This is a genomic window from Mycobacterium sp. E2699 (genome assembly GCF_001666745.1).
In the GTDB taxonomy this organism is placed as follows: domain Bacteria; phylum Actinomycetota; class Actinomycetes; order Mycobacteriales; family Mycobacteriaceae; genus Mycobacterium.
Genome location: NZ_LZJH01000084.1, coordinates 58,048 through 70,891 on the forward strand (window position 1 = coordinate 58,048; position 12,844 = coordinate 70,891).

The 12,844-nt window shown below is 70.1% G+C and carries 12 protein-coding genes; 8 read left to right on the forward strand and 4 right to left on the reverse strand.

Annotation, left to right across the window (positions count from 1 at the left end):
- Window positions 1-10 precede the first annotated feature (10 nt).
- Window positions 11-769 (forward strand): SDR family NAD(P)-dependent oxidoreductase, encoded by a 759-nt coding sequence (locus A5696_RS14485; RefSeq protein ID WP_067879868.1) that lies wholly within the window; start codon window positions 11-13, stop codon window positions 767-769.
- A gap of 112 nt (window positions 770-881) precedes the next feature.
- Entirely contained in the window at window positions 882-3,059 is a 2,178-nt protein-coding gene (locus A5696_RS14490; RefSeq protein ID WP_067879871.1) for an acyl-CoA dehydrogenase, read from the forward strand.
- A gap of 74 nt (window positions 3,060-3,133) precedes the next feature.
- Here the strand turns inward: A5696_RS14490 and A5696_RS14495 are convergent, their stop codons facing one another.
- Window positions 3,134-3,469 carry a Zn-ribbon domain-containing OB-fold protein gene (locus tag A5696_RS14495; protein WP_067879874.1) on the reverse strand — a complete coding sequence of 112 codons (336 nt, stop codon included), beginning with the start codon at window positions 3,467-3,469 and terminating at the stop codon, window positions 3,134-3,136.
- A gap of 63 nt (window positions 3,470-3,532) precedes the next feature.
- On the opposite strand from A5696_RS14495, the gene A5696_RS14500 reads away from it, so the two are divergent.
- The 4 genes from A5696_RS14500 to A5696_RS14515 all read left to right on the forward strand — a co-directional run bounded on the left by A5696_RS14500 (window position 3,533) and on the right by A5696_RS14515 (window position 7,988).
- Window positions 3,533-4,726, forward strand: coding sequence for a thiolase family protein (locus A5696_RS14500; protein ID WP_067879877.1), 1,194 nt, complete (start codon window positions 3,533-3,535; stop codon window positions 4,724-4,726).
- Between the two features lie 8 nt (window positions 4,727-4,734).
- Complete coding sequence (locus tag A5696_RS14505; RefSeq protein ID WP_067879880.1) at window positions 4,735-6,156, forward strand: FadR/GntR family transcriptional regulator; 1,422 nt, start codon at window positions 4,735-4,737, stop codon at window positions 6,154-6,156.
- A gap of 129 nt (window positions 6,157-6,285) precedes the next feature.
- On the forward strand, window positions 6,286-7,257 hold the full coding sequence (locus A5696_RS14510) for an anti-sigma factor RsbA family regulatory protein (protein WP_156738396.1): 972 nt from the start codon (window positions 6,286-6,288) through the stop codon (window positions 7,255-7,257).
- A 224-nt stretch (window positions 7,258-7,481) separates the two neighbouring features.
- Window positions 7,482-7,988 carry a homocitrate synthase gene (locus tag A5696_RS14515; protein ID WP_082956337.1) on the forward strand — a complete coding sequence of 169 codons (507 nt, stop codon included), beginning with the start codon at window positions 7,482-7,484 and terminating at the stop codon, window positions 7,986-7,988.
- A 70-nt stretch (window positions 7,989-8,058) separates the two neighbouring features.
- On the opposite strand, the gene A5696_RS14520 is transcribed toward A5696_RS14515, so the two are convergent.
- On the reverse strand, window positions 8,059-9,543 hold the full coding sequence (locus tag A5696_RS14520) for a cytochrome P450 (RefSeq protein ID WP_067879889.1): 1,485 nt from the start codon (window positions 9,541-9,543) through the stop codon (window positions 8,059-8,061).
- A 127-nt stretch (window positions 9,544-9,670) separates the two neighbouring features.
- Here A5696_RS14520 and A5696_RS14525 point away from each other — a divergent pair, with 127 nt between their 5' ends.
- Window positions 9,671-10,315 carry a TetR/AcrR family transcriptional regulator gene (locus tag A5696_RS14525; RefSeq protein ID WP_067879892.1) on the forward strand — a complete coding sequence of 215 codons (645 nt, stop codon included), beginning with the start codon at window positions 9,671-9,673 and terminating at the stop codon, window positions 10,313-10,315.
- Window positions 10,316-10,333: 18 nt separating this feature from the next.
- Window positions 10,334-11,236 carry an SDR family oxidoreductase gene (locus A5696_RS14530; RefSeq protein WP_067879895.1) on the forward strand — a complete coding sequence of 301 codons (903 nt, stop codon included), beginning with the start codon at window positions 10,334-10,336 and terminating at the stop codon, window positions 11,234-11,236.
- Here A5696_RS14530 and A5696_RS14535 read toward each other — a convergent pair.
- Both A5696_RS14535 and A5696_RS14540 read right to left on the reverse strand, forming a co-directional pair.
- The gene (locus A5696_RS14535; protein ID WP_067880000.1) at window positions 11,198-12,229 is read right to left on the reverse strand and encodes a DNA polymerase IV; all 1,032 of its coding nucleotides are present in this window, start codon (window positions 12,227-12,229) and stop codon (window positions 11,198-11,200) included. The two genes, A5696_RS14530 and A5696_RS14535, sit on opposite strands and share 39 nt — an antisense overlap.
- Window positions 12,226-12,828, reverse strand: a complete 603-nt coding sequence (locus A5696_RS14540) for a TetR/AcrR family transcriptional regulator (protein ID WP_067879898.1) — start codon at window positions 12,826-12,828, stop codon at window positions 12,226-12,228. The genes A5696_RS14535 and A5696_RS14540 overlap by 4 nt, the downstream gene beginning before the upstream one ends.
- Window positions 12,829-12,844: the final 16 nt, after the last annotated feature.

Genomic DNA, 12,844 nt, shown 5'->3' on the forward strand with positions numbered 1-12,844 from the left:
GGAGGCCCGGATGGAGATCAACGGGAAGAAGGTCGTCGTCGTCGGCGGCGCGTCGGGGATGGGTCGCGCCAGCGCCGAACTGCTGCACGAACGCGGCGCGGACGTCGCGATCCTGGACCGCGAGGGCTCCGACGGCAAGACCGTCGCCGAGGCCGTCGGCGGTTCGTTCTACCCGGTCGACGTCACCGACTTCACCGGCACCGAGGAGGCGCTGCAGGCCGCGGTCGACAAGCTCGGCGGCCTGCACGTCGTGATCACCACCGCCGGCGGCGGCATCGCCAAGCGGACGATGACCAAGTCCGGTCCGCACGACCTGGAGTCCTTCCAGTCGGTCATCGATCTCAACCTCATCGCCACCTTCAACATCAGCCGGCTGGCGGCCGCCCATATGGCCAAGAACGAGCCGGAGGACGAAGAGCGCGGCGTCATCATCAACACGGCGTCGATCGCGGCCTTCGAGGGTCAGATCGGCCAGGTCGCCTACACCGCCGCCAAGGCCGGCATCGCGGGCATGTGCCTGACGATGGCGCGCGACCTCGGTTCGCTGGGCATCCGCGTGCTGGCGATCGCGCCCAGCCTGTTCGCCACCGGGCTGACCCAGGGCATCCCGGACGAATTCGCCGCGGCGCTCACCAAGGACGCCGCCTTCCCGAAACGCCTGGGCCGGCCCGAGGAGTACGCCAAGCTGGTGGCGGCCATCGTGGACAACCCGATGCTCAACGGTCAGTGCCTGCGGCTGGACGCCGGGCAGCGGTTCGCGCCGAAGTAGGCACCCCCACCCGGGCCGCCGCGGGGATTAAGTACACTCTTTACCCAGCCGCCCCGCTTCCCCTCGGAGCGGGGCAGGCCACCATCCCGGCAGCGGCGCGAGGAGGCCCCTCATGGGTATCGCACTGACCGACGACCACCGCGAACTCGCCGAGGTGGCCCGCGCGTTCCTGACCGCGCAGAAGGCGCGGTGGGCGGCCCGGTCCCTGCTCGACGCCGCCGAAGAATCCCGGCCCCCGTTCTGGCAGAACGTGGTGGAGCTCGGCTGGCTCGGCCTGCACATCGGCGAGGAACACGGCGGCTCGGGCTATGGGCTGCCCGAACTCGTCGTGGTCGTCGAGGAACTCGGCCGCGCGGTGGCGCCCGGACCGTTCGTGCCGACCGTCATCGCGTCGGCGGTGATCGCCAAAGACGGCACGCCCGAGCAGAAGTCGCGGCTGCTGCCCGGGCTGATCGACGGCACCGTCACCGCGGGAATCGGCCTGGGCGGCCGCGTGCGGGTCACCGACGGCACCGCGGACGGCGAGGCCGGCATCGTCCTGGGGGCCGGGCTTGCCGAGCTGCTGGTGATCGCCGCCGGCGACGACCTGCTGGTGCTGGAGCGCGGCCGGTCCGGTGTCTCGGTCGACGTACCCGACAACCTCGACCCGACCCGGCGCTCCGGGCGCGTCCGCCTGGAGAACGTGAGCATCGGCGCTGACGACGTCGTGGCGGGGGCGCGGGAGTCGGCGCTGGCCCGCGCGCGCACCCTGCTGGCCGCAGAGGCCGTGGGCGGGGCGACGGACTGCGTGGAGTCCGCCGTCGCCTACGCCAAGGTGCGCCAGCAATTCGGCCGCACCATCGCGACTTTCCAAGCCGTGAAGCATCATTGCGCGAACATGCTGGTGGCCTCGGAGTCGGCGACCGCCGCGGTGTGGGACGCGTCGCGCGCGGCGGGGGAGGATTCCTCCGAGGATGAAGCCCAGTTTCGCCTCGTCGCCGCGGTGGCCGCGGCGCTGGCGTTCCCGGCGTATGCGCGCAATGCCGAACTCAACATCCAGGTGCACGGCGGCATCGGCTTCACCTGGGAGCACGACGCGCACCTGCACCTGCGCCGGGCGCTGGTGACCACGGCGCTGTTCGGCGGCGACGCCCCGGCCGCCGATGCCTTCGAGCGCACCGCGGCCGGCGCCGTGCGGGAGAACAGCCTGGACCTGCCGCCCGAGGCCGAAGAGCTGCGCACCCGGATCCACGCCGACGCCGCCGAGATCGCCGCGCTGGACAAGCAGGCACAGCGCGACAAGCTGATCGAGACCGGCTACGTGATGCCGCACTGGCCCAAGCCGTGGGGCCGCGCGGCCGACCCGGTGGAGCAGCTGGTGATCGAGGAAGAGTTCCGGGCCGCCGGCATCAAGCGGCCCGACTACGGGATCACCGGATGGGTCATCTTGACCCTGATCCAGCACGGAACGCCTTGGCAGATCGAGAGATTCGTCGAGAAGGCTTTGCGTAAGGACGAGATCTGGTGTCAGCTGTTCTCCGAGCCGGACGCCGGATCGGACGCGGCGTCGATCAAGACCCGCGCCACCCGGGTCGATGGCGGCTGGAAGATCAACGGGCAGAAGGTGTGGACCAGCGGGGCGCACTATTGCGCGCGGGGGCTGGCCACCGTACGCACGGACCCGGAGGCGCCCAAGCATGCCGGCATCACCACGGTGATCGTCGACATGAAGGCGCCCGAGGTCGAGGTGCGCCCGCTGCGGCAGATCACCGGCGGCTCGGATTTCAACGAGGTGTTCTTCAACGACCTGTTCGTGCCCGACGAGGACGTCGTCGGCGAGCCCAACACCGGGTGGACGGTCGCCCGCGCCACCCTCGGCAACGAACGCGTCAGCATCGGCGGCAGCGGGTCTTTCTACGAGGGCCTGGCGGACATGCTGATCGAACTCGTCAAGCAGCGCCCGGATCAGTTGGCGGGCACCAAGATTCGTGTCGGAAACTACCTGGCCGACGACCACGCGCTGCGACTGCTGAACCTGCGCCGCGTCGCACGCAGCGTCGAAGGCGCGGGCCCGGGACCCGAGGGCAACGTCACCAAACTCAAGCTGGCCGAGCACATGGTCGACGGGGCCGCGATCTCGGCGGCCCTGCTGGGTCCCGAGGTCGCGCTCGGTGACGGCCAGGGCGCGCTGGCGGCCCGCATGATCATGGGTGCGCGCGGCATGTCGATCGCCGGCGGCACCTCGGAGGTGACCCGCAATCAGATCGCCGAACGGATCCTCGGCATGCCGCGCGACCCGCTGATCAACTAGGCCGGTTCCCCCGGCGAGCAGACGCAAAAGCCCCCATTTCGGCGCGAAATGAGGGGCTTTTGCGTCTGCTCGCGCTAAGTGGCCGGGGCGAATTGGGGCGCGCCGCCGCTGCCCTTCTCGGGCCGGATCGCGACGGGCATCCCGCACGTCACCGAATCCGGTTCACAGCCAACGATATTGGCCGCCACCCGCAACCCGCTCTGTTCGGCGAGTTCGACGATGGCGATCACGTAGGGCGTCGGGATGTCCGGGTTGTACGGGTGGTGGTTCACCGTGTAGGTGAACACCGTGCCGCGGCCGGACACCGGCCGCGCCACCAGCGGCCCGCCGCAGTCGCGGCATTCGCCGGTCGCCGGGTGCACCCAGCGCGCACACTGCTCGCAGTGCTCGATCAGCAGCTGGCCTGACACGCCAAATACAGTACACTCTATTGATTCGGCGCGGGTGGCGGCTCACGGGAACGGGCGGTGCGTATGGCGTATTTCGAAAAGGACGCGATCCTGTCCGGCATCGGCATCTCGCGCATCGGCCGCCGCACCGGCATTCCCGGCCTCGAGCTGACCATGGAGGCGGTGCGCGCCGCCATCGCCGACGCCGGCCTGGCGCCCGCGGACATCGACGGGATCGCGACGCTCGGCGACACGCCGGCGTCGGACGTGAACGCCGAATTGCGGATCGAAGCGGCCGACTGCGGCGCCGGCTTTGGAACCGGCGGCCTGCTGAGCCCGGTGATGTCGGCGTGCCGCGCGGTCGCCGAGCGGCGCGCCCGCCACGTGGTCGTCTACCGGACGATCCAGATGCTCGGCGGCACGGTGCCGGTCAAGCGGGAGGAGAACGCGCCCGCCCAGCCGCTGGCGCGCATGTTCGAAACGCCCGAGGGCGCGCCGCGGCCGGCCGTCGGCGCGATGGACGACGTCAACGATCTCGTTGCGGCCCATGCCTATTCGGCGGCGAACTGGCTGGCGCTGAACTGCCGCCGCCACATGGAGCTGTACGGAACCACCAAGGAACAGCTGGGCTGGCTGGCGCTCAACGGCAGGCGCAACGCCGGGCTGAATCCCCTTGCGGTGTACCGGGAACCGATGACCATGGCCGACTACCTGGGTGCGCGCCCGGTGTCCACGCCGTTCGGGCTGCTGGACTGCGATGTGCCGATCGACGGCTCGATCGCGGTGGTGGTGTCGCACGGGGAGTACGCCCGCGACTGCCCGCACCGCGCGGTGGCGGTGGAGGCGATCGGCGGATCCGACGGCGCCGGCGGCTGGTTCCACCGCGCCGACTACCCCAAGATGGCCATGTCGGACGCGACCGCGCAGATGTGGTCGCGCACGCAGCTGACGCCGGCCGACCTCGACGTCGCCCAGTTGTACGACGGTTTCACGTTTCTCACCCTCGCCTGGCTGGAAGCCCTCGGGGTGTGCGGCGACGGCGAGGGCGGGCCGTTCGTCGAGGGCGGCGCGCGGATCGCCCGCGACGGCCGGTTGCCGCTGAACACCTACGGCGGCCAACTCTCGGCCGGGCGCATGCACGGCTACTGGGCCTTGCACGAGGGCTGCCTGCAGCTGCGCGGCGAGGCGGGGGAGCGCCAGGTGCCGAAACGCCCGGAGGTCGGGGTGGTTTCCGTGGGCGGCGGGCCGGTCGCCGGATGCATGCTGCTCACATGTTGAGATAGCCTGTGGCACAGCACGATTCCGGTCCCGCGGACAAACTGGCCGCACAGATTGCCCGCGACATCGAGGCGGACATCGTCCGCCGCGGCTGGACGGTCGGTGAGTCGCTGGGCTCGGAGCAGTCTCTGCAACAGCGCTACGGCGTGAGCCGATCCGTGCTGCGGGAGGCGGTGCGCCTCGTCGAACACCACCGGGTTGCCCGGATGCGCCGCGGGCCGGGCGGCGGGCTGCTGATCTGTGAGCCGGATGCCGGCCCCGCCACCCGCGCCGTCGTGATCTACCTCGAGTACGCGGGCACCACCCTGGTCGACCTGCTCAACGCGCGCCTGGTGCTCGAGCCGCTGGCGGCCTCGGTGGCCGCGGAGCGGATCGACGAGGCCGGCATCGAGCGCCTGCGAGCGGTGCTGCGCGCCGAGCAGCAGTGGCGGCCGGGTCTGCCGGCGCCCCGGGACGAGTTCCACATCGCGCTGGCCGGGCAATCCAAGAACCCGGTGCTGGAACTGTTCATCGACATCCTGATCAGGCTCACCACCCGATACGCGCTGCAGTCGCGGACCGACTCGGAAACGGAGGCGATCGAGGCGGTCGACCACATGCACAAGCGCCACGCCGAGATCGTCGCCGCCGTCACCGCCGGCGACGCGGCGCGCGCAAAGTCGCTGTCCGAGCGGCACGTCGAGGCGGTGACCGCTTGGCTGCAGCAGCATCACCCCGGCGGCAAGGGCCGAGCGCGCCCGACCCGCCGCCGGCCGCTCGACGGCGAGGCGCCCCACGGCAAGCTCGCCGAGATGCTGGCGGCGACGATCGGCGACGAGATCGCCGACGGCGGCTGGCGGCCCGGTTCGGTGTTCGGGACCGAGACGGTCCTGCTGGATCGCTACCGGGTGAGCCGCGCGGTATTCCGGGAAGCGGTGCGGCTGCTCGAATATCACTCCGTGGCGCAGATGCGCCGCGGACCCGGCGGCGGCCTGATCGTCGGCCGCCCCCGGGCGCAGGCCAGCATCGACACCATCGCCCTGTACCTGCAGTACCGCAAGCCCACCCGCGAAGACCTGCGCAGCGTGCGCGACGCCATCGAGATCGACAACGTCGCCAGAGTCGTCAAGCGGCGCGCCGAACCCGGCGTGGCGGCCTTCTTGACCGCTTTCGACACCAGCGCGCGGGACGTCGCCGCCGAGGTCGGGTTTCACCTCGGGCTGGCGCAGCTCGCCGGCAATGCGCTGCTCGACCTGTTCCTCCGGATCATCATCGAGCTGTTTCACCGGCACTGGTCCAGCACCGGGCAGGCGGAGCCGACCCCGGCCGACGTGGCCGCCGTCGAGCACGCTCACGCGCGGATTCTGCAGGCGATCAAGGCCGGCGACGACAGCCTCGCCCGCTACCGCACCCGGCGTCATCTGGACGCCGCCGCGTCGTGGTGGCTGTAACGGGGCGTCCGCGCGGGTGTGATCCGTTCGTTTGCATAGCGAAGGTCCCAATCGGGTATGGGGAGGTGGAAATGTAGGCGGCCGGTCCAGCAGGGGGTTGGCGTAGTGATCGATAGCGACAGGGCTGGAATGCGGGGGGGCTTGAGGGGAACCGAAACCGGCCGTTCGGGTTTCATCCATTCCGCGCTGCTTTACCGCTCCGAGCGGGAGTATCTGGATTTCGTTTCTCGCTTCGTCGTCGACGGGCTGACGGCCGACGAAGCGGTCCTGGTGGCGGTGCCCGGTGACAAGCTGGCCTCATTGCGGGACGCCTTGTCCGGATCGTTCGCCGGCGAATTGCGCATGCTGGACATCGCCGAGGTGGGCCGCAATCCGAGCCGCTTCATGGCCCTGGAGGGCTCCTTCGTCGACGAACACCCCGATCGGCGGGTGCGGATCGTGAACCAAATCGCCTGGCCCGGGCGCAGCGACAACGAATTCGTCGCCTGCACAGAGCACGAGGCGCTGGTCAACGAGGCGCTCGACGGCTACCCGGCGACGAAGTTGTGCCTCTACGACGCAAGCCGGCTCGATGACGACCTGCTGGCGGACTCCCGCGCGACCCACCCCTATCTGTGGAACGGCGGTGCCCTGCAGCCCAGCGCCGACTACGCGCCGCATGACGTCCTGGAACGCTGCAACCGGCCGCTGACCGCCCACCCGGGGGCCGTCACGTACATGGTCAAGAAGTCCGCGGACCTCAGCCCGGCCCGGTCGTTCGCGGTGAACTACGCCGGCTGGGTGGGAATGTCCCGGGACGGGATCGACGATCTGCAACTGATCGCCACCGAGCTGGCCACCAACAGCTTGATGTACACCGACGGCGCGTGCCGACTGGCCTTCTGGCGCCAGGACGACCATCTCGTCTGTGAGGCGCGCGACACCGGCCGGCTCGACGACCCGTTGGTCGGGCGCCTGGACCCGGGCCCGAGCGCCCCCGCCAGCCGCGGGCTGTTCCTGGTGAACGCCATATCCGACCTGGTGCGCACGCACACCACGTCCGCCGGGACGACGATTCAGGCCTACCTCCGGTTCGAGCAGGCGCAGGGGCCGAACGGCTGAGCGGACGGCGGAACCGCTTGCCCGGCAAGGGTTTCCCGCGCCGCGCGAAATGAATTTGCATCGCCGGCATGGGGCGTCTATCGTCGCGCCCGTGCGTCTTGTCAAACGTGCCGTAGTAGCCAGCACCCGCAGCGGGGTCTGATCCCAGACCGACCCCCCGCTGTGGGTCGGAAGCTACTACCGTCGGTCGCCCCCGCTGACCAGAGAAGACCGACGCGATGTCCATCACCCTTCCGGATCTCAACCCGGCCGAACCCACGGCGCCCGAGGGCGCCGGCGGATGGTTCGGCCGCCACTTCGGCGCCCCGCTGCCGCGCGGTCTGCGGGAGCAGGCCGACGCCGTGTCCTGGGAAAGCTTCGTCGCCACCTACGGCCACACCGCCGGCCCGGTGCGGCTCGGGGACTTCGCGTGCACCGACGACGAGCGGCCCGCCGGGCGGCTCGGGCCGCAGGCCCGCAACTATCGGGCCGTCATCGCCGTCGGCGATCAGCTCAGCACCTCGACGGCCGCCGCCGGCGGGCCGATCGCCGCTTTGACCACGATGCTGCACGAGCGCGGCATCGTGGTGGAGACGCTGAGGTTTCACCAGCTGCGGGCCGGCGGTATCACCGCCACCTTCATCCAGGGCGGCAACGGAATTCGCGCCGAATGGGCGATGGGCCTCTCCGAGGATCCGACCCGGTCGGCGTTGCGCGCGGTGATCGCGTGCGCCAACCGGCTGCTGGCGTGACTGTGCCCAACAGACGCAAAAGCCCCCGATTTCGGCAGGAAATAGGGGCTTTTGCGTCTGCTCGCGGGCGTCAGAGCGGGCGCAGGACGATCGGCATGCCGTCCTTGGGCACCGGCATGCCGCCGTAGTCCCACTCCGCCCGGTATCCCGGGTGCGGCAACTCCAGCCGATACCGGCGCAGCAGGCGGTGCAGGATCGTCTTGATCTCCAACTGCCCGAACACCATCCCGATGCACTTGTGGGCGCCGCCGCCGAACGGGGCGAACGCGTAGCGGTGCCGCTTGTGCTCGTTGCGCGGCTCGGTGAACCGCTCCGGGTCGAACCGCAGCGGGTCCGTCCAGAGTTCCGGCAGCCGGTGGTTCATCCCGGGGTACGCGATCACGTTCGTGCCCTTGGGGATGTAGTAGCCCAGCAGGTCCGTGTCACGCACCGTCTGCCGCATGGCCCACTGCACCGGCGTCACCAGCCGGATCGACTCGTTCATCACCAGGTCCAGCGACTCCAGCTTCTCCAGCGAGTCGATGTCGAGCGGCCCGTCGCCGATGAGGCGGTCCGACTCGTCGCGGCAGCGTTCCTGCCACTCCGGGTGGGCGGCAAGCTGGTAGATCATCGTCGTCGCGGTCGACGTCGACGTGTCGTGCGCCGCCATCATCAAAAAGATCATGTGGTTGACGATGTCCTCGTCGGAGAACTTGTTGCCGTCCTCGTCCTCGGTTTCGCACAACACCGACAGCAGGTCGTTGCCGTTCTTGCCGCGCTGCTCCTTGACCCGCTCGCGGAAGTAGTTCTCCAGCAGTTCGCGCGCCTTGAGGCCACGCCACCAGGTGAACGGCGGCACGGGGGTCCGGATGATCGCGTTGCCGGCGCGGGTGGTGATCGCGAACGCCCTGTTCACCTTGGTCACCAGCTCGCGGTCGGTGCCCGGCTCGTGGCCCATGAACACCATCGACGCGATGTCGAGGGTCAACTCCTTCATCGCCGGATAGAGAAGGAAGCGCGCGTCGTTGACCACCCAGTCGTCGGCGACGGTCCGCGAGACCACCTTGTCCATCTGTTCGACGTAGGAGACCAGCCGGGACCGGACGAACGCCTCCTGCATGATCCGCCGGTGGAACATGTGCTCTTCGAAGTCCAGCAGCATCAGGCCGCGGTGGAAGAACGGCCCGATCACCGGGACCCAGCCCTGCTGTGAATAGTCCTTGTTGCGGTTGGAGTAGATGACCTGCGCGGCGTCCGGGCCCAGCGCGGCGACGCCCGGCAGCACCGGCGAGTCACCGAACACGACCGGGCCCTTGGTCTGGTAGAGGAACAACAGGTAGTCCGGTCCGCCGCGCAGCATCTCGATGATGTGCCCCAGGACCGGCAGCCCCGCGTCACCGAGGACCGGCTTGAGCCCGCTGCCCGCCGGCGGGTCGGCGAGCTTGTGCTCGGGGAATTGCGTGTTCAGCAGCCGGCGTTCGACCAGCCCCATGCCGGGAAAGTTGTTGAACGACGGCGTCAGCCGGCGCCGCGCCTGGTCGAGCAGGTAGTGCGGGGTGCTGATGGTGGCGGCCATGAGGCTCCTTTGCGCTCCTGTGCAAGCCCGGGGGACGGGTGACAGCGGTCACTGATCCACATCCTTCGGGAAAAACTTGACGGCTGTCAAGTTTGCTTTTCCGACGGCGTGGTGCAAGGTCGTGGGGGTGAGCAGTCACGCCGCCGACGCGCCGGGCGAACCCGCGACGCGCCGGCGCGGCGACAAGCACCGGCAGGCGATCATGCAGGCGGTGCGCGAGCTGTTGCAGGAGAAACCGTTCGCGGAGCTGTCCGTCAGCACCATCAGCGAGCGGGCGGGCGTCGCGCGATCCGGCTTCTACTTCTACTTCGACTCCAAGTACTCCGTGCTGGCCCAGATCGTGGCCGACGCGACCGAGGAACTCGAGGAGCTGACGCAGTATTTCGCCCCCCGCCAGCCGGGGGAGTCGCCGGAGCAGTTCGCCAAGCGGATGGTCCGCAGCGCCGCGGCGGTTTACGCCCACAACGACCCGGTGATGACGGCCTGCAACGTGTCCCGCTACACCGACATCGAGATCCGCGACATTCTGGAGCGGCAGTTCGAGGTGGTGCTCCGCCAGATCGCGGCGGTGGTCGAGGCCGAGATGACAGCCGGCACCGCCAACCCGATCAGCGACGACATCCCCACCCTGGTGCGCACCCTGGCGGGCACCACGTCCTTGATGCTCACGGGTGACTCCATCCTGGTCGGTCCCGAAGACGACCCGGAGCGCCGGGTCCGCGTGCTCGAGCAACTGTGGCTGCATTCGCTCTGGGGTGGCGGCCACAGCTGACGCGGTAGGGTCACGGCCATGGCGGGGAAGGCGGCTGAGCGGTACTTCGAGGGAAAGCGTTGCCTGGTCACCGGGGCGGCCAGCGGCATCGGCCGCGCGACCGCCCTGCGGTTGGCGGCGCAGGGCGCCGAGCTCTTTTTGACCGACCGCAACGCGGACGGCCTCGAGCTGACCGTGGCCGACGCCCGCGCCCTCGGCGCACGGGTGCCCGTGCACCGCACGCTCGACATCTCCGACTACCACCAGGTGGCGGCGTTCGCCTCCGACATCCACGCCGGGCATCCGAGCATGGACGTCGTGCTGAACATCGCCGGCGTATCGGCGTGGGGCACCGTAGACCGGCTGACCCACGAGCAGTGGAGCAAGATGATCGCGATCAACCTGATGGGTCCGATCCACGTCATCGAGACGTTCGTCCCGCCGATGGTGGCCGCCGGGCGGGGCGGGCGTCTGGTCAACGTGTCGTCGGCGGCCGGGCTGGTCGCGTTGCCGTGGCACGCCGCCTACAGCGCAAGCAAATTCGGGCTGCGTGGCCTGTCCGAGGTGCTGCGCTTCGACCTGGCCCGCCAGGGCATCGGGGTGTCGGTCGTGGTGCCGGGCGCGGTGCGGACGCCGCTGGTCGACACCGTCGAGATCGCGGGCGTCGACCGCCAGGACCCCGGCGTCGCGCGCTGGGTGGACCGCTTCAGCGGCCACGCCGTGTCGCCGGAGCGGGCGGCCGAGAAGATCCTGTCCGGGGTGGCAAAGAACCGGTACCTCATCTACACGTCGCCGGACATCCGCGCGCTGTACGCGTTCAAGCGGCTGGCCTGGTGGCCCTACAGCGTGGCGATGCGTCAGGTCAACGTCATCTTCACGCGCGCGCTGCGCCCCGCCCCGGTGTCATCCCGGCATGGCCAGCTCGAGTCGCACCCCGAGTAGCCGCACCGGGCGGTCCAGCTCGAAGAGGTCCAGGACGCGCAGGGCGGCGTCGACGATCTCGTGCGCGTCGGTGGTGGGCGCGGGCAGCTTGCGTATCTTGGTGCGGGTGTAGAACGTCGCGGTCCGCACGGTGACGGCGACGCGGGTGACGATCCGCCCCCCGGCCAGCACGTCGTCCAGCGCTTGGCGCGCCAATTCCGTTACCGCCGAATCCATCTCGGCCCGATCGGTGAGGTCGCGCGGGAAGGTGACGACGTGGCTGCGCGAGCGCGGGATCCAGGGTTCGGCGCTGACGTCGGCGTCCCCGCCGCCCTTGGCCAGCAGCAGCAGCCACAGGCCGGTGCGCGGCCCGAAGGTGGACGTCAGCAGCTCCGCGTCGGCGTGCGCAAGTTCCCGCACCGTGGTGATGCCAAGGGCCGCAAGCTTTTTCGCCGTCTTGGGGCCCACGCCCCACAGCGCGTCGACCGGCCGGTCCGCCATCACCGTCATCCAGTTGGCATCGGTGAGGGCGAAGACGCCGGCCGGTTTGGCGAAGCCGGTGGCGACCTTGGCGCGCTGCTTGTTGTCGCTGATGCCGACCGAGCAGGACAGCCCCGTTTCCGACGAGACGACCGTCCGGATCTGCTCGGCGACCTCGATGGGGTCGTGGTCCGACACGGCCACGTAGGCCTCGTCCCAGCCCCACACCTCGACCGGGTGGCCCAGGTCGCGCAACAAACCCATCACCTCGTCGGAGGCCGCGTCGTAGGCCGCCGGATCCGACGGCAGGAACGTGGCCTCGGGGCAGCGGCGGGCGGCGGTGCGCAACGGCATGCCCGCATGCACACCGAACTCGCGGGCCTCGTAGGAGGCGCACGTGACCACCTTGCGCGGTTCGGCCGGGTCGCCGCTGCCACCGACGATCACCGGCAGCCCGGCCAAATCCGGATGGCGACGCAGCTCGACGGACGCCAGGAACTGGTCCAGGTCCACGTGCAGGATCCAGCCCGTCATCGCCCGCACAGCTTGCGCGCCAGGCATTCCCACGCGTCGCCCAGCGTCTCGAGAGTGTGGCCGCCTTCGGCCAGTCGATGCTCCACGTAATCCGGGTCGAGCAGGGCCAGCAGCGCGTCGGTCTGGACGCCCAGATTGCCGGTGGTGTGCGCCGAGGCCAGCAACAGTCGCACGTGGGTGCGCAGGACCGTGGCCGGTGCGTTGTAGCGATTGCGGGGGTCGCGGTTGGCCTCCGACAGCAGCGCATGGTGGGTGTGCACAAACCGGATCCGCTCCCGCCCGAACGCCACCAGGCGATCGATGGGCGGCGCATCGGGTCCCAGGGGCGGGGGACCGAAGAGGAAAGCCTGCTGGCTGGCCCGTTCGTCCTCGTCGAGCAGCACCATCATCAGGCCGGCCCGGCTGCCGAACCGGCGGAACAGGGTGCCCTTGCCGACGCCCGCGGCCGCGGCGACGTCGTCCATGGTGATGGCGTCGGCGCCGCGCTCGGCGACCAGGGCGCGGGCGGCCTCGAGCAACAGGGCGCGGTTGCGCGCCGCATCGCCCCGCTCCTGGTGCGCGGACACGGGCAACTCGCCCAACGGCTCGACGGCTCTCACTCCTGCACTTTAACGC